Origin of the sequence: Anaeromyxobacter sp. SG64, assembly GCF_022690745.1 — a bacterium.
In the GTDB taxonomy this organism is placed as follows: domain Bacteria; phylum Myxococcota; class Myxococcia; order Myxococcales; family Anaeromyxobacteraceae; genus Anaeromyxobacter; species Anaeromyxobacter soli.
Window position 1 is genome coordinate 1 of the sequence record NZ_JALCZB010000002.1, and the last position, 20701, is coordinate 20701.

The window sequence follows — 20701 nt, forward strand, 5'->3', positions numbered from 1 at the left end:
TCCCCTCTTCGTCCTGGCAGACTCAGAGGATCAGAGGCGCTTGCGCGCTTCAACTTTCAAACTGCCTCGTATCGCAGACGATCGATCTCACTCGCCATTTGTCGCGCGATCGTGGGGATACTTCAGGGGCTCGGCAGGCGAGCCGAAGGTTGTCGATCGTCGACGGTCCGGCGAGGGCCGCGGGTTGGATGTGATCGAGCTCGAGCTTCCAGCGGCTATTGCAGCGGCAGCCGTCCGGACCGACCCAGGCGCAGCGCCCGCCGTCGCGGCTCCACACCGCGCGGCGCACTATCGCCGGGATCGTGGACCTCGCCACCGCCGGCTTCGCCGCAGTCTGCTTCGTGCCCTGCTTCGCGTCCTCTTTCGCGTCCTTCGTCTTGCGCTGCGGCGTGACCGCGCCCTTGCGCTTGCCGTGCTTGTCGATGGCGCAGCGGATCGCTTCGTGGAGCACCGCCGCGAGGTCGCCGTCCGGGACCTTGTGCGACAGGAGTGACCGGAGCGTCTCGAGGTCCTCCTTACAGGCGCGGCCGAGGGTGACGCGGAGCGACCAGTGGTCGTCCGAGACGGGGAGGGTCTCGGCCCGTCGCTTTGGCTTCTCGAGGGTGGCGTCAGGCGGTGGGAGCCGGCCGGCATTCGGGCTCGGATCGAGGGTCTCCGCAGTTCCGGGCGAGCTCGACGCCTCCGCCCGCTCGGCCCCACCATTGGACGCCGGGAGGGCCAGCGCTGTGCTCGCCGCGGCGGGCGCGCGCTCGGGCAGCGTCCGGAGGCCCGTGCGCGGAGCGGTGCGCGCCTGCACGGACACGACGAGGTGCTCGACCTCGGCCCGGGTCCGATAGGCGGCGCGGGCGAGAAGGTCGTTCAGGTTCTCCTCGGTGAGCACCTGGCCGAGGAGCGCCACGGTGGACAAGCAGAGGCGCCCATCGCGCAGCGGAGCTTCCAGCGTCGGGAACCGGCGCAGCACTCGCATCGCCTGGATGCGCCTTCCGGCGGCGCCCTCGCGCAGGTGGAGCGCCTCGAGGCAGTAGCTCCACAGCGACGAATAGCCGGCCTCCACGAACGCGCGGCGCCGATCGAATTCGTCGAGGTGCAGGAGGAAGTCGACCTGGACGTTTCGTTCCTCTCCGGCGAGCTCGCGCAGGCGCAGGGCGAGGACATTGGACTCGAGAGAAGCGGGGGCGAGCGCGGACATGGGGTTGCACCTCCAGTACACCCTTCGTAACACGCGATTTCCGGAGCTCCGGAGACGCTCCAGGCTCGCGCCTGCGCGGCGTTCTTCGCTTCACCCTCGTCGATGCCTTTCGGCGGTCGGCGCACGTGACACGCGCCAGGCGCGTGCGCGAGAGCGGCCCTTCCGCGCCGACCCGTACGCCCGAGCGCGATCGTGGCGAGATGGCGTCAATGGGAAAGTTTCACCCACCGCAACCGGGACGCTCTCCCTGGGCGCGAGCGACGCTGCGACGTCCTGAGGAACTATCGCTGGCGATAGCGGTCGCTGTAGGTGAACGCTAGCGAGCTCCCGAGACGCTCCGGTCCGTGCGCCCGCACGAGCTGTGGATGCGCGTCGCTCGCATGCACCCGCGCAAATTCACGCCCGCGCCGCGCCCAGCCGGTCACGCCCCGACGTGACGTCCGGCTGCTTCGCCGCCTCTGGCGCGTTCATCGGGGGAGCGGCTCAACCCCAAGCGAGCAACCCCTGTCATCATCAAGGTTCCTCGGGGATCGCCTCGGCCGAGAAGCGGGGCGACGGGCCGCCGAGCAGCACGTACGAGAGCTGCACGGCAGAGTCCGCGTGGAACGTCGCGTCCTGCACCCGCCGGGCGCGACGGGTCACCTCCACGGCGATCGCGCTGGCGCCCACGATGCGCAGCGTCGCCCCCGCGCGCGCCTCGAGCAGGAGCGCCGTCCCGCCCGGCTCGCCCTCGCCCAGCACGAGGTACTGGCGGAGGGTCAGGCCTGCGCGCGCGCGCGTGCCGGCGAGCAGGGCGACGTCGAGCAGCGACTGCGCGCCGGGGCCCATCAGGTAGTCCCGCCCCGTGCCGTCCGGCGCGCGCGCGACGGATCCGGCGGCGCCGAGCAGCACCGCCCCGCCGTGGAGGTCCGCCTCGAGCGCCCAGTCTCCGCCGAGGTCGGCGCGACCGCTCGCGCCCACCCCGATCGCGCTCGTCGAGACGCGGTACGGTCCGGGCGTGTCGAGATCGAAGGACAGGAAGAGTCCCCACAGCCCGCGCACCGCGCGCGTGGGCTCCAGCACGGCACCGGCGAGGAGCCCGCGGCCGCGCACCGTCGCGTCCGGATCCGCGGAGAAGCCGTACGCCGCCTCGAGCACGAAGTGGTCGAACGGCCGCGCGAGCTCGAGGTCCGGGTCGCCGGGGAGCCCCCACGTGAAGTCGAGGCCCGCCCGCCCGTGCCACGCTTCCTCGCGGTCCGCCCCCGACGCCGCCGACAGGGAGAGCTCCCACCGCGAGGACGGCGCCTCCATGGGCGTGGTCGCGACGTACAGCCGCCGGTTCACCGCCGACATGGGCGAGAGCACGCTCGCGGCGGCGTCGCGCCAGGCTCCGCCCTCCGCCCGCAGCGCGTCCGAGAAGCGCGTCAGGACCTCCCCGAGCACCATGCCCGCCACGGGGGTCGTGATCTGATCGTTCCTCGCGGGCCGCTCCGTCTCCCCCGCGATCTCCCAGAGCGCGCTCGCCGCGAACGCGTAGGACGCGGACTGCCAGAAGCCGAGCCCCGTGGAGCGCGCCGCGGTGAACGCCCACGTGCCCTGGTACGGATGACCGAACTGGTTCACCCAGAACTGATCGTCGTCGAGCACCCACCGGCTGCGCAGGTTGCGGCCGATCGAGTCGGCGGAGACGTCGCCCCAGGGAGCCGCGCCCACCCAGCGGTTCCAGCTCACCATGACGGCGTGGACGCCGAGCGCCTCGGCGGCGGGGAGCACGAAGCGGCGAGCGCCGTCGCCGGAGCGCTCCGGCCGCTCGAGCCCGGGGGCCGCCGTGATCGACGATGGCGGGAGGAGCTGCAGGTCCGCCTCGCGAGCGGCGTACTCGGCCCGTCGCTCGGATCTCTTCGCGTCCGGAGCGCTGCGGGTCGCGGCGGGCGCGGCGTACTCCACCCGGCGCTCGTGCGGCGGCGCGTCCGCCGCACCGCGGACCGGGGCGGCGGCGAGGAGGAGGAGCAGGAGGAAGGAGGCCTTCGGCGAGGATCGGCGCGGCGCCATCGAGGGCGCTCCCTGCAAGCGGACGGCCGAGCGGAACGGCCCGTGCAGACGCGCGTGGCGTGCTCCAGGTGTCGGATCTCCGTGCATCGGCCAGGACGCCGCCACGGGGCGTCCGCGACGACCTCGGCGCGTCGCGAGCGAACCCGAGGCAGCGACCCGCGGCGCGAACCAGGCCCGGCGGCCGGGCCGGCGCGGCCGCCTGCGCCGCCGCCGCGCTCGTCGCCTCGAGCGGCTGCGCGGCTCACCTGCCGCGCGCGGACGAGCGGGTCCCGTTCCTGGAGCGGTCGTACGTGTCGCTCACGACCGACCGGCGCCAGGCCTTCGAGGCCGATCCCGCCCTGCACCTCGTGCTCTGGAACGGGCTCGAGGATCCGGGCCTGCAGGAGTCGGGCGGGGTCACGACCTCGCTCTCGATGTCGTTCCTGGGGATGTTCCGGCTCCTGCGCGAGGACTCCACGCCCGTCCGCACGCCCACTTACGAGCCGCGCGCCAAGCTCCAGATCTTCGCGGCCGCCCGACCCGAGGACGCGGGGGCGGCACCCCGGGGCCCGCGCACGCTCGCCGCCCTCGAGCTCTCCGTGGGGCACCGCTCCAACGGGCAGCAAGGCTGCGCCCTCACGGATCACCTCCGCACCGGAAAGGGCGACTTCGACTGCGTTCCGCTGACGGATCCGCCGAGCGAGCGGCTCGACCTCTCCGCGGGGAGCTTCACGACGAACTACCTCGGCGCAGCGGTCGGCGGCCTCCGGCAGCTCGGCGCTGGACGCGGCCGGGCGATCCTCTCCGCCCGCTCCTCGGCGGAGTGGAACGTGCCCTGCGGGCTCGGGGCGTGCATGCCCGCGCAGATGCGCCGCCGGTACGGCGCGGTCGTAGGGCGGGCGTCGGCGGAGCTCGAGCTGCCCGCCCTGTGGCACCTGACGCGGGCGCTGCCGCTCGTCGCCGCGCACTCGGAGCTCGGCCTCCGCCTGGGCCTCGCCGGCTCGCGCCACCTCGGCACGGTCGCGCGGCCTGCGTTCGGCGATCTGGCGGCCGAGGTGACCTTGCTGGCTCGCGCGCCGCGGAGCCTGGGCCTCGGACTGTTCCTGCGGCGCCAGCAGGGCCGCGACCCGCTCAACATCCGCTTCGAGGAGCGCCTCGACGCGTGGATGGTCGGGTTCGTGGCGGAGCCGGGGGCGCCATGACGACGCGTGTCCGCGAATCCGACAGGGCTGTTCAGGATTCCGGCAGACTGCGCATCGCCCAGGCGGTGCTCACGAGGGCGGAAGCACTTGTCGCCGGCGACCCGCCTCACCACGGCAGCGGCCGCCCGTCCCTGAAGAACCCGCCCGTCGGGCCATCGTCCGGGAGCGTCGCCGCCCAGACGATCCCGCGCGCGCCCTCGGGGATGGGCCTGCCGCCGGCCCCGCCCATGTCGGTCGCCACCCAGCCCGGACAGACCGCGTTCACGAGGATGCCGGTGCCGGCCAGCTCGGCGGCGAGGACGCGCGTCAGCGCGTTGAGGGCGGCCTTGGAGGTGGAGTAGGCGGGGGTGTCCGAGCCCATCGAGGCGAGCGAGCCTGCCTCGCTCGACACGTTCACGATGCGTCCGCGTCCACGCTCGAGCATGAGCGGCAGGAGCGCCTCGGCGAGGCGCCAGGCGCCGAAGAGGTTCGTCTCGAAGGCCTCGCGGACCACCCGCCAGTCGGGGCTCCAGGCGTGGTCTCCGGTGTCGTAGTGGATTCCGGCGTTGTTGACGAGCACGTCGCAGCGCCCGAAGGCGGCGCGGACCTCCGCGGCGAGCCGGGCCGGGGACTCCGGATCGGCGACGTCGAGGATCGCGGGGTGGAGCGCCTTGCGACCTCGCGCCGCCGCCTCGCCCTTCCGCAGCTCGCGCACGCCCATCACGACGTCGAAGCCGCGGTCGGCGAGCTGCAGGCTCACCTCCAGGCCCAGCCCGCGGTTCGCCCCGCTGACGACCGCGACGGGAGCTTCGGCCATTCGCACCTCCCCTGCTCCTCGTCAGCGGCGGCCGCCCACCTCGTCGAGGTGCTCGAGGAGGTCCGCCGGATCCTCGAACACCCGGTACGCGCCGGCGCGCTCGAGCTCTCCCTCGCCGTAGCCGCCGGACAGCAGGCCGATCCCCAGCGCGCGCGCCCGCTGGGCGGCGAGCATGTCCCAGACCGCATCACCCACCACCGACGCCGAGCCGATGGGAACCCCGAGCCGCTGCGCCGCTGCCAGGAAGAGGTCGGGATCGGGCTTCGCGTGCCTGACCTGGTCCCGCGTGACGATCGGCACGCGCTCCGCGTCGACCCCCAGGGAGGCGATCACCGGTCCGGCCGATTCCATCCGGCCGCTCGTCGCGATCGCCCACGGGATCCGCGCCGCGTCGAGCGCCGCGAGCAGCTCGCGCGCCCCGGGCAGCGGGCGAACGTCGGCGAGCCGCCGCCGGTACGCCTCGCCGTGCAGGCGCTGCAGCCGCTCGATGCGCTCGCCGGACAGCTCCACGCCCGTCTCGCGCAGGAGCATGTTCGTGAACAGCCCGCCGCTCATGCCGATCCGGCGGTGGATCCTCCACACGGAGAGCTCGATCCCCTCCGACTCGAGCGCCTCGCGCCAGGCGAGCACGTGCTGGTAGACGCTGTCGACGAGCGTCCCGTCGAGGTCGAAGAGGAAGGACGTCTGCGGATGGAGCATCGTCGTCTCCGTTCCCGTGCACCGGCCTGCGCCGAAGGCGTCGCGCTCACGCGCCGGCGCGCTCGAACATCCTCAGCTCCCAGCGGTCCGCCGCCTCGTCGTGGCGCAGGAGGTAGACCGCTCCGTCGTCGCCCCGGAGCTTGAAGTAGCGGTGGTCGGGGCCGAGCCAGCGGTCGATGATCTCGACCACCTCGACATGCCGACCGCCGAGGTCGAGCCTTCGCGGCGCCTCCTCGCCGCGATACCCCGCATGGCTGTCCACCTTCACGTCCATGTCGCGTCCGCGCTCGCGCAGCGGTCGAGCCCCGCGGCGTGCAGCTCCTTCGCCTTTCCGAGGGGGTGATAGAGGAGCACCGTCCCGCGCCGCCGCCTCTTAGCGGGGCCCCGTCTCCGCGCGGCGGTCGGGCCGCTGGAAAAGATCGGAGGACCCCCGCGTCTCCACTTCCGCGGTTGCACGGCTGGAGAGACCCCGGCCTGGCGCCCGGCCGCGCCTCACGGCGCGGGAAGGGCGAGCAGCTCGTGGTCGACGACCTCGCGAAGGTACCGGCTGCCGACGAACCCGACGACGCGGTCCACCTCGCGACCTCGCTTGAAGAAGATCACGGTGGGCGTGCCCATCACACCGTGACGCGCGGTCGTCCGGCCCGCCTCCGCGGCGTTCAGCTCGGCGACCTTCACGCGCCCCTCGTATGCGCTCGCCAGCTCCATGATGACGGGCTCGAGCCGCTGGCAAGGGCCGCAGCCGGGCGACCAGAAGTCGACCACCACGGGCACGTCGGACCGGAGGACCTCCGCGGCGAAGTTTCCGTCCGTGAGGTGGACCGGCTGCACCTTCGACGCGCTCGGTCCGAAGATCCGCGAGAGCAGTCCCATTCGGTCTCCCTGCCTGTGAAAGCCGCCGGCCCCGTCCCCCGCGCTCGGGCCTACCTCCCCGCTGCGGTGGGACACGACGACGTCGTCGCTTGGGTTCGAGCCCCACGGCGCACCGGCGGTTCGGCCGTCCGAACGGGCGCACGCGAGGTCCGCCGTGTCCTCGAGGGAGACGCGGGCGTCACCGCGTCGATCCGGCCCCCGTCGTTCGACATGGGAGCCGGGGAGGAACGCGCATGTTCAGGAGCACGAAGGCATTCTCGGGGTTCTCGGTGGACGACCTTCAGAAGGCCAGGGAGTTCTACGGGCGGACCCTCGGCCTGGAGGTTCCGCGCCGCAACCCTGGCGCCGCGCACCGAGATGGCGTTGCGCGCTCAACGGCTGCTGGGTGTCGCGGCGGCTGCCGAGGGGAAAATGCGGAGGAGGTCCGCGGCGCTCGACGCTGGCCGGGTCCTTGCTCTCGTACGGCGCCACGAGGGCACGCCGGCCGGCGCCGGCGACTCGCCCACCCCACCCTCCCCTCTCACCGGAGCCCCCATGAGCCAGACCTGGCGCGAGCTGCTGATGACCGACCACGAGACCACCGAGCGCGTCTTCTCGGCGGCCGAGAAGGCCCTCGCGGCGCCGGAGGGCCCGACGCCGGGGCTCGTCGCCAACCTGCGCGAGTACCTCGTCGGCTACGTCGATCGCTGCCACAACCAGAAGGAGGAGCGGACCGTGTTCCCGCTCCTCGAGCGGGCCGGCATGCCGGTCGAGGGAGGCCCGCTCGCCGTGATGCTGGCCGAGCACCGGCAGGCGAAGTCGCTGGTGGAGCGGCTCGACGCCGCCGCCGCCGCGTTCGTGGCGGGCGACCGGGCGCGGCTGGGCGAGCTGCGGGAGGTCTTCGGAGCCTACGCCGCGCTGTGCAAGGACCACTTCTGGAAGGAGAACGACATCCTCTACCCGCTCGCGGCGCGCATGCTGGACGGGGAGACGCAGGCCGGCATCGTCGCGGCCATCGAGGCGGTGGAGGCCGGGCTCGGCCCCGACACGCGCCGGCGCTATCACCGCATGGCCGACGAGATCGTGCGCGCCGTCGAGCTCGAGGACCTCTCGTACGGCCTCGACCGCGACGTCCTCGCCGCGATCCTCAACACGCTGCCGGTCGAGCTGTCGTTCATCGACGAGGAGGACCGGGTCCGCTACTTCAGCCACGAGCGGGGCGAGAAGATCTTCCCGCGCAGCCGCGGCGCCATCGGGACGAACGTCCGCAACTGCCATCCGCAGAAGAGCGTGCACCTCGTGGAGAAGATCCTGGCCGACTTCAAGGCCGGCCGGCGCGAGGTGGCCGAGTTCTGGATCGACATGGGCCCGCGCAAGGTCCACATCCGCTACTGGCCGGTGCGCGACGAGGCGGGCCGCTACCTCGGCTGCCTCGAGACGGTCCAGGACGTGGCCCCGATCCAGCGGCTCACCGGGCAGCGCCGCCTGCTCGAGGAGGCGGCCTGACGCGCGCGGTCCCCGTCGGCCGGGCGCAACCGAGAGGTTGCATCCCGCGGCGCGCGTGGCTACACCTGCAACCTGGAGGTTGCACATGGCCACGACGAGCACGGATCGCATCGAGAAGCAGGTCCTCCTGCGGGCACCCCGCGCGCGGGTCTGGCGAGCGCTCGTCGACCCGCGGGAGTTCGGCAGCTGGTTCGGGGTGAAGCTGGAGACCGGCTTCGCGCCGGGGTCGGTGACGCGCGGGCGGATCACGTACCCCGGCTACGAGCACCTCGTCTTCGAGGCGACCGTGGAGCGGATGGAGCCGGAGCGGCTCCTGTCCTGGCGCTGGCACCCGGCGCCCGTCGACGCGGGGGCGGACTACTCGAAGGAGCCCTCCACGCTCGTGACCTTCACGCTGGAGGAGGCGCCCGAGGGGACCCGGCTCACCGTGGTCGAGTCGGGGTTCGACGAGCTCCCGCTCGCGCGCCGCGCCGAGGCGTTCCGGATGAACGAGGGCGGCTGGGCCGAGCAGATGAAGAACATCGCGCGCCATGTCTCCGGGGCCTAGCGGCGCGGGGCGAGGCGCCGTCCGCGCTGCCGCCGCCCACGCCGCGCCGATGTTCGCGGCGCTCGGCGACGAGACCCGCCTCGCCCTGGTGGCGCGGCTCTGCGCCGCCGGACCGCTCTCCACCGCGCGCCTCGCCGAGGGCGCCGCCATCTCGCGCCAGGCCATCGCGAAGCACCTCGAGGTCCTCGCCGGCGCGGGCCTCGTGCGGCGCGGTGAGGGGGGCCCGGGCCGCGAGCGGCGCTGGGAGATCGAGCCCCGCCGCCTCGACGAGGCGCGCCGCGCGCTCGAGCAGATCTCGCGCCGCTGGGACGAGGCGCTCGAGCGGCTGCGGGCGGCGGTGGAGGAGGAGCCCTGAGACCCTGCGGCCCCTAGCGGGCACCCTCCTTCGAACGCGAGCGGGGCCCGACTGGCTTTCGTGGACACCCGGCGAAAGCCGTGCGACATGGCGGACGTGAGAGATCGGCGCAGCGTGCTGGGCGAGGCCCCGTCGGACGTCGTCCACGTGCCGTCGCGCGGCGCGGAGGCGCGCGCCCGCTCGCGGTCCGCGGCGGCACCTGCCTCGATGCTCCGCGTCGCGGAGGACGCGTCCGACGCTCCCGCAGGCGCCCCTTCGACACGGCGGCGCGCGCATCGCTTCGCCCTGCTCGCCGTCGTCGTGGTGGCGGCGGCGCTGCGGGTGGCGTGGAACGACGTCACGACGTTCTCGCCCGCCGACGAGACGCACTACCTCGAGACCGCGAGGGCGCTCGCCCCGTCCTTGCTCGAGCGGTACCCCGTGCTCGCGTCGGAGTACCTCTCCCAGCCCGGGGCGTGGAAGTTCCCGAGCTTCCTCCGCTGGGGCTGGTACGGGATCGGGGCGACGATCTGCAAGGCCCAGCCTGACTGCTCCCACCGCAGCCTGGCCTGGCTCTCCACGCTGTCGGGGGTGCTCGTCGTCCTGCTCGCCTACGCGGTCGGTCGGGCTCGCCTCGGCGAGCGCGCGGCCCTGCTCGGCGGCGCGTTCGTCGCCGTGTCGCCGCTGCAGCTCGGGCTCGGGCGTCGCGCCCTGCAGGACGAGCTCGTGTGCGCGACGGTCCTTTTGTCCCTCTGGACCGCCCTGCGCGTGCTCGACGTTCCGCGCGAGGCGCGGGCGTGGGGGCGCTACGCGGCGGCCATCGCGGCCGCCTCCCTCGCCTTCGCCGTGAAGGAGACCTTCGTCCTCTACGCCCCCGCGTTCGTCGCGCTGTGGCTGTTCGCGCGCGAGCGGCGCGGCGGGGGCCGCCCGCTCGACGCCGCGCTCCTGCTCGTCCCACCGCTCGTCTACTACGCGGGCTACTGCCTGCTCACGCACTCCGCGACCCAGTTCTTCGAGATGGCGCGCGTCGCCGTCGCGTCGCTCGGCTCCGAGTACGCGCGGCAGTACCAGTCCGGGCCGCCCCACCGGTACCTCCTCGACCTCCTCGTGCTCTCGCCGGTGCCCGTGCTGCTCGCCGTCGGCGCCTGCGCGGTGATCGTGTCGTCGCGCGGCCCCGCGGAGCGCGACGCTCGCCACCTCGCGGCGTTCGCCGCCCTGGCGCTCGCGGCGTTCGCGCTCGTGTCGAAGAGCGTTCGCTTCGTCGCGGCCACGGACGTGCTCGCCTCGCTCCTGGCCGCGTGGTTCGTCGTCTCGCTGGCGGAGCGCACGCGGGCGCCGCTCCGGCGGGTCGCCGCGGTCGTCGCGATCGTCGCCGCCTCGAACCTGTGGATCTTCGACCGGGTCTTCGTGCAGGGGCAGGTCGGCGACCCGACGACCTACGAGATCCTCCGCGCGCTCGACGCGATCCCGCGCTGACGGGCGCGGCGAGCGCGAGGGCGCCTCGCCGGCCGCCGCGTCTCCCGGGCTCAGGCGCGGGGGTCGGGAACGGCGCCGACGAGCTCCGCGTCCGGCCGGAAGAAGCCGTACCGGTGGAGCTCGTGCACCCGGTCCGCGAGGTGCGGCTCCTTCCTCAGGATCGCCCCGAGGCGAGCGGGCGCGGGCCGCGGGGTCGGTGTGAGCGCGTCGCGGACGTAGGCGCGGACGTTCACGAGCCCGAAGATCTCACCCCCCGACGCGGACAGCGCGAGCGCGTCGAGCGAACCCGGCGCGAGGAGCGCGGCCACGCGATCGCGCGAGTAGGTCTGGACCGTGACGAGCGGCAGGCGCAGCACGGGGATGCGCTTCAGGTATCCGAGGAGGAGCTCGGCCCACCAGCTCGCGTGCCCGAGCGTGATCCGCCCCAGCTCGTGGCCGATCATGAACGCGAAGACCTCCCGGCGCGTCGCGAGGTCCTGGACCCCGTCGAAGAGCTTCTCCCCGAGGACGATGGCCCGGGTCCCGCGCCGCAGCGCGAGCGCGTCGGAGAGCCCCACGCTCGGCAGCGCCGAGACGTAGAGCGCCGGCGCGGAGATGCCCAGCATCCGGCACTGCCGCTCCAGGATCGCGTGGAGCTCGGGGAGCTGATCGCTCCCGAGCCTGACCGAGTTCAGGTGGATCATCATCCACCGCCCGAGCCGCAGGAAGCCCAGCGCCGGCACGAGCAGCAGCGCCAGGACGGCGGCCGCTTGCACCCGCCGGACGAGCCGGGCGGCCTGCGGGTGCGCGGAGAGCCACTCCGGCGCGAGGAGGATGGCGGCTACCGCGCCGGCGACGAGGGCGAGGTTCGCGGCCGCGGAGAGGAGGAGGATGCGGCGCTCATGCGGGTGGCGCACCTGCGACAGGTCGATGACCCGGCCCGGCAGGGCGTCCGCACCCACGGCATCGGCTTCGAGCGTCAAGCCACGGCCATCCTCGCCGTCGATCGTCCCGGAACCTCGCGGCCGCGGCAACGCCACTTCGCGTCACCCCCTCGCGGCGGACCCCGAGCAACCGATCTCCTCGCAGGGAGCGGAGGGTGTCCGCCGCCGTCCAGGCGCTCGGGCGAGGGGCGGCCCCTACCACACCTGCACGCGCGCCGCGCGGTCGAGGTAGAGCGCCTGCCCGGGCTCCACGTCGAACGCGGCGTACCACGGGTCGAGGTTGCGCACGGTGAGGGAGCGGTAGCGGCCGGGCGCGTGACCGTCGGTGAGGAGCTGCCGGCGCACCGCCGGCTCGCGCGCCTTCGTCTGCCAGGTCTGCGCGTAACCGACGAAGAACTGCTGCTCGCCGTCGAGCCCACCCACCCGCGGCGTCGCCACGCCGCCGAGGGAGGCGCGCCAGGCGTCGTACGCGGCGGCGAGGCCGGCCAGGTCGGCGATGTTCTCGCTGAGCGTGAGCTTCCCGTTGACGGCGGCGTCGGGGAACGGCCGGTAGGCGTCGTACTGGGTGACGAGCTTCTGCGCCGCCGCCTGGAAGCGGGCGAGGTCGGCCTGGGTCCACCAGTTCTCGAGCTTGCCGCGCGCGTCGAAGAGCGCGCCCTGGTCGTCGAAGCTGTGGCTGATCTCGTGGCCGATGGTCGCGCCGATGGAGGCGTACTTCACGGCGGCCGTCGCGCCGCGGTCGTAGAAGGGCGGCTCCATGAAGCCCGCCGGGAAGTTCAGCGCGTTCCGCACCGGGAGGTTCACCGCGTTGACGGTGTGCGGGAGCATGCACCACTCGCCGCGGTCGGGCGCCTTGCCGAGCTTCGCGAGCTGGCGGCGGTACTCGAACAGCTCCGCGCGCTCCACGTCGCCGAGGAGGTCGCCCTTCACGATCTCCAGGCCGCCGTAGTCGATCCAGCGGTCCGGGTACCCCACCCCGACCTCGAGCACCGCCAGCTTCTCCTTCGCGCGCGCCTTCGTGGCGGGCGCCATCCAGTCGAGCGCGTCGATCCGGCGGGCGAACGCCTCGCGGAGGTTCCGCACCATCCCCTGGATCTCCGCCTTCGCCTCGGGGGGGAAGTAGCGCTGCACGTAGATGCGCCCGACCGCCTCGCCGAGGGCTGCGTCCACGACCCCGAGCCCGCGCTTCCAGCGCGCGCGTTGCTGCGGCGTCCCGTTGAGCGCCGTGCCGTAGAACGCGAACGCCTCGTCCGACAGGGCCCTGGAGAGGAGCGGCGCGGCGCGATCGAGGGCGCGGACGGTGAGGTAGTCCTTCCAGGTCGAGAGCGGCTCGCTCTTCACGAGCGCGGCGAGCCCGGTGAGCGCGGTGGGCTGCCAGGCGATGAACCGCTGCTGCCCGTCGAGCGCGGCCGCGCGGAGGAACGCGCCCCAGTCCATCCCGGGGGCCCGCTGCTCGAGGTCGGCCCGCGTCCACGGGTGGTTGCCCTTCTGCACGTCGCCCGCCTCCTCGCGCGAGCCGTGCGTCTTCGCGAGCCGGGTCTCGAAGGCCAGCACGCGCTCCGCGCGGTTCCCCGGCTCGGACAGGCCGGCGAGCGCGAAGGTCTTCTCGAGGTGCGCGCGGTACTGGGCCCGGAGCGCCGCGAACCGCGGGGACGCGTCGAGGTAGTAGTCGCGGTCCGGGAGCCCCAGGCCCCCCTGTACCAGGTAGACGGCGTTCCGCGCCGGCTCGTCGAGGTCCTGCTCGACGAAGACGCCCAGCGGGCGCGAGGTCGTGAGGTTCGTGCAGTTGAAGATGTCGACGTCGGCGCGCACGGTCGCGCCGAGCTCGGCGGCGAGCGCGCGCGCGTCGGAGAGCGCCGCGATGCGGGCGAGCGTGGGGCGGAGCGGCTCGAGGCCCTTCGCCTCGAGGCCGGCCTCGTCCATGAAGCTCGCGTAGAGATCACCGATCTTGCGCGCGTCCGTGCCGGCGGGCGCGTCGCCGCGCGCCGCCTCCTCGACGATCCCGCGGTTGCGCGCCTCGACCGTCTCGAAGACGCGCAGGAACGCGCCGGTGCTCGCGCGATCGGGAGGGATCTCGGCGGTGCGCATGAACCCACCGTTCGCGTACTCGTAGAAGTCGTCGCCTGGCTTCACCGAAGGGTTCATCGCGGCCAGCTCGACGCCGTGCGGCCCCGCGGCCGGCGTCTGCGCTTGCGGCGGGGAGCCTGAGGCGGAGGGCTTCTTGCCCGCGCAGGCGGCGAGCGCGGCGACGGAAAGGACCAGGGCAGTGCGCAGGATCACGGGCGGCCTCGGGGTTGGCAGGACCGATCCGGCGAGGTTTTCAGCCGGATCGGGGGCGCATTCTGTCACCGACGGGGCGGCCGCGCGAAGGAGCGACCTCGGCGGTCCCTTCCGTGACGACGGAAGACCGGGTCGAGCTCCCGAGCGGACGCGAACGGCGGTCGCCGCTCACCCCTCTTGCTCGAGTCGGTCCCGCCGCAGCGCCTCGCGGACCGCCCTCACCGACTCGTGGGTCGCGTCGTTGCACGTCTGGCACTTGCAGAGCGGGCAACCGTCCACGTGGACCAGCAGGGCGGCGAACATCCATTCGGCCGCGCCGGCGAGCGTCGCGCGGCGAAACTGCAGATGCGCCGAGAGACCAGCTTTCGTTCGCGCCACCATGTGGAGACGATGGCGCTGCGCCGGCCCGAACTGCGAGGAGGCATCGCGCCGCACCGCATTTCGGGGAGCGAACGCTCGACGGACGGCTCGGCGGCTGCATGCGAGCGCGCATCCCCGGCGCGTCGAGGAGCGTGATCGGCTCGCCGCGGGGGTCCCCATGGCCGTTCGGGCGCGCAGCCCCCGCCTCGGGCGAGCCCGGGTCGCCGGCGATCGCGGAGGCGCCCGTTGACAGCGGAGAGCGGGTTTGCTTCATTATTCAAGTTAGTTCTTGAATAGACGCCCGGAAGCGTCGCACCGCGCCCTCCCTGCGGCGCGGCGTCATCGAGGAGAATGCATGAAGCGGAACAACGTGAACCTCGCCGCCGTGGGCGCGCTCGCGGAGCGCGCGAAGGTCGATCGGGGCGCGGCGAAGCTGACGAAGCGGGTCGAGGGGACGTGGAGCTCCCGCGACGGCTCCCCCCAGTTCTCCGCGACCGTCGCGCACGGTGATCGCGCCTCGTTCCTCCAGGCGGACATGGCGGTACCGTTCGGCGGCGCCGGCCTCGCCCCGGATCCCCTGCAGTACATGCTCTTCGGGCTCGCCGCCTGCTACACGGCCACGCTCGTGATGATCGCCTCCCTGGAGGGCGTGGAGCTCCGGGACGTCAAGACGGTCGCGGAGAACGCCGTGGACACGTCCCGGGTCCTGGGCCTCGGCGAGGCTCCGCTGGTCGAGCGCGTGTCCGTGCGCGTCTCGGTGGCCGCCGACGTCGACGACGCGCGGCTCGCCCGCTGGGCGCAGGCCGCGCGTGAGGGCTGCCCGTTCGCCTTCACCGTCGCGCACGCGGTCCCGCTGGAGACCCGCGTCGAGCGCGCGTGACCGTCGCCTCCACCCTCCCGGATCGAAGAGCCATGAGATTCCTGATCATCCTGAACGACCCGCCCTACGGCACCGAGCGCAGCTACAACGGCTTGCGGCTCGCCGGAAACCTCCTGACGAAGCATGAAGACGTCGAGGTGGACGTCTTCCTCATGGGCGACGCGGTCGCCTGCGCCAAGGCCGGGCAGACGACGCCGAACGGCTACTACAACCTGGAGCGGATGCTGAAGCCGGTGCTGCGGCGCGGACGCGTGCTGCTGTGCGGGAGCTGCATGGACGCCCGCGGCTTGAAGGAGCCCGAGGTGGTCGAGGGGGCGAAGCGCAGCTCCCTCGACGAGCTGACCCAGCTCACCGTGGCGGCGGGCAAGGTCCTCGTGTTCTGAGCGTCCCGCGCCGTCGCGCCACGCCACCGCGACCTTGCGGAGCGGCCCCCGCCTCGCGGGGCCGCTCGCCGCTCACCCGGGCGCTCGAGCGCGGCTACACGGGAGGCGGGTCCTGGGCACGATCCCAGTTGCGGTGCCTCGCGACCGCCTGCAGGAAGGCCTTCGTCCCCGCCTCGACCTTGCCGGCCGGCACGACGATCAGCGCCGGATCGCCCGCGTCGAGCGGCAGGCCCGCCTTCTCGAGGAGCTTCTGACCGGCGCCGAGCACGAGGAGGGTCTTGCAGTGGCGGTACTGATCCTTCACGAACTCGACCGCCTGCCCCAGCGCCGCCAGCGCGGCCGCGGAGGCCTCGCCGTCCGGCACCACCACCGCGTCGAACAGGCAGGAGGGCATGGTCTCGAGCGTCGCGTCGGGATCGAGCGCGTCGCCCGTGGCGCTCTCCACCGGCCCGAGCCGGGCCGCCACCACCCGCGGCACCGCGCCCGCCCGCGTGAGCGCGCGGTGCACGGAGAGCGCGCCCTCGCCGTCTACCCCGGGCGCGACCAGGATGGCGACCTTCCGGCCTGCGACGTCGCCACGGCCGGGGCGCGCGAGGAGGGAGAGCGCCGGCGACCTCGTCACCTCGGGCTTGGCGGCCCTCCCCGACGGCGGCAGCGGGTCCGGCACCTCGATCCCGAGGCCGTCCGCCACCGCCCGGGCGAGCGCGTCGCTCACGTTCGCGAGCTGCGCGACCACGCGCTCCCGCACCGCCGGCGTCTGCACCTTCGTGAGCTCGAACCGGAAGGCCCGCACGATGTGCGCCTGCTCCATCTCGGACTGGCTCTCCCAGAACAGCGTGGCCTGCGTGTAGTGGTCGGCGAACTTCTCGGGCTTGCCGCGCACCTTGTCCTCCGGGGTCGGATCGGGGAACGAGGTGAAGCCCGCCGCGGCGCCGACCTGGAACGGGCAGCCGCCGGCGAGCGAGTTGGGCTCGTACGCCACGCGCCCCCGGTGGATCGCCTGCCGGTGCATCCCATCGCGCTGACCGTTGTGCACCTGCGCCACCGGGGCGTTGATGGGGATCTCGTGGAAGTTCGGCCCGCCCAGGCGCGAGATCTGCGTGTCGACGTACGAGTGGATGCGGCCGGCGAGGAGGGGATCGTTCGAGAAGTCGATCCCGGGCACGACGTGCGCCGCGCAGAAGGCGACCTGCTCCGTCTCGGCGAAGAAGTTGTCCGGGTTCCGGTTCAGCACGAGCCGCCCCACCGGGCGCACGGGCACGAGCTCCTCCGGGACGATCTTGGTCGGGTCGAGGACGTCGAACGAGAACCGGGCGGCCTCCTCCTCCGTGAAGAGCTGGACGCCCAGCTGCCACTCGGGGAACTGCCCCGCCTCGATGGACTCCCACAGGTCCCGGCGGTGGTAGTCGGGATCGGCCCCGTTGATCTTCACGCACTCGTCCCAGTCGAGGGAGTGGGTCCCGCGCACCGGGCTCCAGTGGAACTTCACGAACCGTGACTCGCCCGCGGCGTTGACGAACCGGAACGTGTGCACGCCGAAGCCCTGCATCATGGAGTAGCTCCGCGGCAGCGCGCGGTCGCTCATGACCCAGAGGAGCATGTGCGTCGACTCGGGCATGAGCGACACGAAGTCCCAGAACGTGTCGTGCGCGCTCGCCGCCTGCGGCATGCCGTGGTGAGGCTCGGGCTTCACCGCGTGGACGAAGTCCGGGAACTTGATCGCGTCCTGGATGAAGAACACCGGCATGTTGTTGCCGACCAGATCGAAGTTCCCCTCGTCCGTGTAGAACTTCACGGCGAACCCGCGCACGTCGCGGGCGAGGTCCGCCGAGCCGCGCTCCCCCGCGACCGTCGAGAAGCGCACGAAGACCGGGGTGCGCTTGCCCTCCTCCGCCAGGAACGACGCCCGGGTGACCTCGGTGAGGGCCTCGGTGCACTCGAAGAACCCGTGCGCGGCCGAGCCTCGCGCGTGCACGATGCGCTCGGGGATCCGCTCGTGGTCGAAGTGCGTGATCTTCTCGCGGAGGATGAAGTCCTCCATGAGCGTGGGGCCGCGCAGCCCCGCCTTGAGCGAGCTCTGGTCGTCGGCGATCGGAACGCCCTGGTTGGTGGTGAGTCCCCGGTCGGTGGAGTCCACCCGGACGCGGTCGAGCGGCAGGTTGCCTGGATTGACGCCGAGTCTCTCCTGCGGCTTGCCCCGCCCCACCTTGGCGGACGAGACCGCCTCGCTGAGCGTGCTGCCGGTCGCGGCCACGTCCCCCGGCGGCACGTGCGCGCCCTCCGGCGGATTGCGCGCGAGGGCGCCGTGCTCGGCCTTCTTGTTGGCGTTGAACGGCATGGCGGCGGCGAGCGCGTCGGTCGCGGCCAGCTTCGCGGCGAGCGCGTCGTCCGCTCTGGCAGCGGAGGTTCCTCGCCGTGACCCGCTCACCGTGGAGCGGGCGGACGCCTTGGCGGTGGACTTCTTCGGCGGCGGGGACGGCTTCCTCGGCTTGGCGGCCATGCGCGGTACTCCCGGGTGCGGGTCCCGCTCGGCAGCTGGCGCCCGGGGCCGGGGCGGCGACTGCGCGTGCGGTGTCCTCAACTTCGGTCCGCCACCCCCGCGGCGGTAGCGCCGACGCCACCACGGGCGCGCAGTCGCCGCGGCGGTGTGCCGCGGAGCGGCCCCCGCCGCCACCTCGCCCGGCGAGGCACGGAGCGCAGCTTCGCTTTGCACCTCGGGGAGACAGGCTGCGTCGAGGGCGCGAGCCCGCCTTCGAAGGGGTGTTGGCCACGCCCCCGAGATCTGGCCCGCCGCGGCGGCGCCGTCGGAGGTAGCATCGCGGGAGCGTGCGCCCCCACCCGTTCGAACGTGTCTTCGCTCCCCGCGCCATCGCGGTGTTCGGGGCCGACGGCCAGGAGTCGGCCGGCCATCGCATCCTCCGGAACGTGGTCGCGGGCGGGTTCGCGGGGCCGGTCCACGTCATCGGCGAGCCGGCGGAGTGCCCGGCCGGCGTGCGGCGCTGCGCCTCGCTCGCCGAGGTGGAGGGCGAGATCGACCTCGCCATCGTGGCCTCGCCCGCCGCATCGCTTCCCGAGGTGGTGCGCGCGTGCGCGGCGCGCCGCGTCGGCGGGGCCGTGATCGCTCCCCCGGCGTCGGGCGCGACCGGCCGCGCGGCGCTCGACGCGGGCGCGGTCCGCGCGCTCCTCGCGGAGGCCGCGCGAGGCGGTCTGCGGCTCCTCGGGCCGAACAGCGTCGGCCTCATCCGGCCGGCCGCGCGGCTCAACGCGACCCTCACGAACGGGGGCGCGTCTCCCGGGTCCATCGGGCTCGTCTCGCAGTCCGGCGCGATCTGCGCCACCGCGCTCGACTGGGCGGCGGCGCACCGGGTCGGGTTCTCGGCGGTGGTGTCGCTCGGGGACGCGCTCGACGTCGACTTCGGCGAGGTGCTCGAGTACCTCGCGCTCGACCGCGCCACGAAGAGCATCCTCCTCTACCTCGAGACGATCCGCTCCGCGCGCGCGTTCCTGAGCGGCCTGCGCCTCGCCGCGCGCCTCAAGCCCGTCGTGGTGGTGAAGGCGGGTCGCCACGGCGCGGGGGCGGGCAGCGCGTCGTCGGACGACGCCTTCGACGCCGCGCTCGCGCGCGCCGGCGCCGTGCGGGTCGGCTCGATGGACCAGATGTTCGCCGCCGCGCGGCTCCTCGGGACCCCGCGCCCCGTGAGCGGCAACCGGCTCGCCGTCGTCACGAACGCCCGCGGGCCCGGCCTGCTCGCCGCCGATCGCGCCGCCGAGCTCGGCGTGGTCGTCCCGCCGCTCGCCGACGCGACCTGGCGGGAGCTCGACGCGCTCCTGCCGGCGGCGTGCTCCCGCTCGAACCCGCTCGACCTCCTCGACGACGCCGATCCCGCGCGCTACCGGATCGCGGTGGAGCGCTGCCTCGCCGATCCCGACGTCGACGCGGTGCTCGCCATGCTCGCCCCGCTCGCGCGCGCGCAGCCGGCGGGCGCGGCCGACGCGGTCGTCGCGGCGAGCCAGGGCCGCTCGAAGCCGATCGTGGCCTGCTGGATGGGCGAGGAGCTCGTGCGGAGCGCCCACGCGCGCTTCCTCGAGGCGGGCGTCCCGGACTTCTCCTCGCCGGAGGCGGCGGTGGACGGGTTCGCGCTCCTCGCGAGCCACGCGCGCAACCAGCGCCTGCTCCGGCAGGTGCCCGGCCCGCTCGCCCCCGACGCGATCCCGCACCTCGACCGCGCCCGGGAGATCGTGCAGGCGGCGCTCGCGCGCGGGCGCGACCGGCTCACCGGCGCGGAGCTGCGCCGGCTCCTCGCGGCCATCGGCATCCGCGATCGCGACTCCGCCGGGCAGCGGGTGAGCGGGACCGAGCTGTACGTCGGCGTCGCCCGCGACGCGGTCTTCGGGCCGGTGATCCGCTTCGGCCGGGGGGGACCCTCCGGGCTCGCCGGCGAGGCGGTCGTCGCGCTCCCGCCCCTCGACACGGCCATCATCCAGACCCTCGTGCGGACGAGCCGCATCGCCTCCGTGTTCACCGCCGCCGGCGGGATGACCGCGCGGGAGGTCGCCGCGTTCGAGCGCACGCTCTGGGCGGTGTCCGCGATCGTGAGCGAGCTGCCCGAGCTGCGTGAGCTCGAGATCTCGCCCCTCGTCGTGGCGGACGACGACGTCTACGCGTCCGGCGCGCGGACCTCCATCGCGCCCGCCCTCCCGGAGGCGGGGCGGTACGGGCACATGGCGATCCACCCGTACCCGACGGACGTCGGCGCGCGCTGGCAGCTCCCCGGAGGCGTCACGGTCTCGGTGCGGCCCATCCGGCCGGAGGACGCGGAGATGGAGGCGAGCTTCGTGCGCAACCTCTCCGACAACGCGCGCCACTTCCGCTTCATGATCGCGCTGAAGGAGCTCACCCGGGAGATGCTCATCCGGTTCACGCAGATCGACTACGACCGCGAGCTCGCGCTCGTCGCCCTGGTCGAGCGCGAGGGGAAGGAGACGCAGATCGCGGTGGCGCGCTTCATCAAGGCGGACCCCGAGACCGCCCACGTCGCGATCGTGGTCGCCGACGCGTGGCAGGGGAAGGGGATCGGCGCGCGGCTGCTCCGGATGCTCATCGCGGCGGCGCGCGCGCGGGGGATCCTCCGCCTCGAGGGCGAGGTGCTGCACGAGAACACCACCGCGCTCGAGCTGATGGCGCGGGTGGGGTTCTCGATCCGCCGGGACCCCGAGAGCCCCGACCTCTGCCTCATCGAGATGAGCCTGACGGGCGCGTAGCG

Annotated in this window: 18 protein-coding genes; 8 read left to right on the plus strand and 10 right to left on the minus strand. The window is 73.7% G+C overall.

Features of this window, described 5'->3' with window-relative positions; all coding sequences use genetic code 11:
* Window positions 1–49: 49 nt before the first annotated feature.
* Window positions 50–1189: an HNH endonuclease gene (locus tag MNZ29_RS00730; RefSeq protein ID WP_242352221.1), complete on the minus strand. Its 1140-nt coding sequence runs from the start codon at window positions 1187–1189 to the stop codon at window positions 50–52.
* 513 nt (window positions 1190–1702) lie between these two features.
* Window positions 1703–3220 (minus strand): DUF3943 domain-containing protein, encoded by a 1518-nt coding sequence (locus MNZ29_RS00735; RefSeq protein ID WP_242352223.1) that lies wholly within the window; start codon window positions 3218–3220, stop codon window positions 1703–1705.
* Between the two features lie 59 nt (window positions 3221–3279).
* On the opposite strand from MNZ29_RS00735, the gene MNZ29_RS00740 reads away from it, so the two are divergent.
* Window positions 3280–4401, plus strand: a complete 1122-nt coding sequence (locus tag MNZ29_RS00740) for a hypothetical protein (protein ID WP_242352225.1) — start codon at window positions 3280–3282, stop codon at window positions 4399–4401.
* Between the two features lie 106 nt (window positions 4402–4507).
* On the opposite strand, the gene MNZ29_RS00745 is transcribed toward MNZ29_RS00740, so the two are convergent.
* From MNZ29_RS00745 to MNZ29_RS00760, 4 genes are all read right to left on the minus strand, one after another.
* Window positions 4508–5197, minus strand: a complete 690-nt coding sequence (locus tag MNZ29_RS00745; RefSeq protein ID WP_242332896.1) for an SDR family oxidoreductase — start codon at window positions 5195–5197, stop codon at window positions 4508–4510.
* A gap of 21 nt (window positions 5198–5218) precedes the next feature.
* Window positions 5219–5896: an HAD family hydrolase gene (locus tag MNZ29_RS00750; RefSeq protein ID WP_242352227.1), complete on the minus strand. Its 678-nt coding sequence runs from the start codon at window positions 5894–5896 to the stop codon at window positions 5219–5221.
* 46 nt (window positions 5897–5942) lie between these two features.
* Entirely contained in the window at window positions 5943–6170 is a 228-nt protein-coding gene (locus MNZ29_RS00755; protein ID WP_242332900.1) for a hypothetical protein, read from the minus strand.
* Between the two features lie 218 nt (window positions 6171–6388).
* Window positions 6389–6769, minus strand: coding sequence for a co-chaperone YbbN (locus MNZ29_RS00760; RefSeq protein WP_242332902.1), 381 nt, complete (start codon window positions 6767–6769; stop codon window positions 6389–6391).
* Window positions 6770–7303: 534 nt separating this feature from the next.
* Here MNZ29_RS00760 and MNZ29_RS00765 point away from each other — a divergent pair.
* The 4 genes from MNZ29_RS00765 (at window position 7304) to MNZ29_RS00780 (ending at window position 10611) form a co-directional block, all read left to right on the plus strand.
* Window positions 7304–8254: a PAS domain-containing protein gene (locus MNZ29_RS00765; RefSeq protein ID WP_242352229.1), complete on the plus strand. Its 951-nt coding sequence runs from the start codon at window positions 7304–7306 to the stop codon at window positions 8252–8254.
* Window positions 8255–8339: 85 nt separating this feature from the next.
* Entirely contained in the window at window positions 8340–8801 is a 462-nt protein-coding gene (locus MNZ29_RS00770) for an SRPBCC family protein (RefSeq protein ID WP_242352231.1), read from the plus strand.
* Window positions 8785–9156: a helix-turn-helix transcriptional regulator gene (locus tag MNZ29_RS00775; protein ID WP_242352233.1), complete on the plus strand. Its 372-nt coding sequence runs from the start codon at window positions 8785–8787 to the stop codon at window positions 9154–9156. Before MNZ29_RS00770 ends, MNZ29_RS00775 begins: the two co-directional genes overlap by 17 nt.
* Window positions 9157–9243: 87 nt before the next feature.
* The gene (locus MNZ29_RS00780) at window positions 9244–10611 is read left to right on the plus strand and encodes a glycosyltransferase family 39 protein (RefSeq protein ID WP_242352235.1); all 1368 of its coding nucleotides are present in this window, start codon (window positions 9244–9246) and stop codon (window positions 10609–10611) included.
* A 50-nt stretch (window positions 10612–10661) separates the two neighbouring features.
* Here MNZ29_RS00780 and MNZ29_RS00785 read toward each other — a convergent pair whose 3' ends face one another.
* The 3 genes from MNZ29_RS00785 to MNZ29_RS24185 form a co-directional block, all read right to left on the minus strand.
* Complete coding sequence (locus MNZ29_RS00785) at window positions 10662–11573, minus strand: hypothetical protein (RefSeq protein ID WP_242352237.1); 912 nt, start codon at window positions 11571–11573, stop codon at window positions 10662–10664.
* 156 nt (window positions 11574–11729) lie between these two features.
* Entirely contained in the window at window positions 11730–13814 is a 2085-nt protein-coding gene (locus MNZ29_RS00790) for a M13 family metallopeptidase (RefSeq protein ID WP_242352239.1), read from the minus strand.
* A 168-nt stretch (window positions 13815–13982) separates the two neighbouring features.
* Window positions 13983–14117, minus strand: coding sequence for a hypothetical protein (locus MNZ29_RS24185; RefSeq protein WP_255821288.1), 135 nt, complete (start codon window positions 14115–14117; stop codon window positions 13983–13985).
* Between the two features lie 412 nt (window positions 14118–14529).
* Here MNZ29_RS24185 and MNZ29_RS00795 point away from each other — a divergent pair, with 412 nt between their 5' ends.
* Together MNZ29_RS00795 and MNZ29_RS00800 are read left to right on the plus strand one after the other, a co-directional pair.
* Complete coding sequence (locus MNZ29_RS00795; RefSeq protein ID WP_242332916.1) at window positions 14530–15054, plus strand: OsmC family protein; 525 nt, start codon at window positions 14530–14532, stop codon at window positions 15052–15054.
* A 32-nt stretch (window positions 15055–15086) separates the two neighbouring features.
* Window positions 15087–15437: a DsrE/DsrF/TusD sulfur relay family protein gene (locus MNZ29_RS00800; RefSeq protein ID WP_242332918.1), complete on the plus strand. Its 351-nt coding sequence runs from the start codon at window positions 15087–15089 to the stop codon at window positions 15435–15437.
* 94 nt (window positions 15438–15531) lie between these two features.
* Here MNZ29_RS00800 and MNZ29_RS00805 read toward each other — a convergent pair whose 3' ends face one another.
* Window positions 15532–17937, minus strand: a complete 2406-nt coding sequence (locus tag MNZ29_RS00805) for a catalase (protein ID WP_242332919.1) — start codon at window positions 17935–17937, stop codon at window positions 15532–15534.
* Between the two features lie 326 nt (window positions 17938–18263).
* On the opposite strand from MNZ29_RS00805, the gene MNZ29_RS00810 reads away from it, so the two are divergent.
* A complete protein-coding gene (locus MNZ29_RS00810) occupies window positions 18264–20699 on the plus strand; it encodes a GNAT family N-acetyltransferase (RefSeq protein ID WP_242332920.1) in 2436 nt (811 codons plus the stop codon).
* The last annotated feature ends 2 nt before the right edge of the window (window positions 20700–20701 follow it).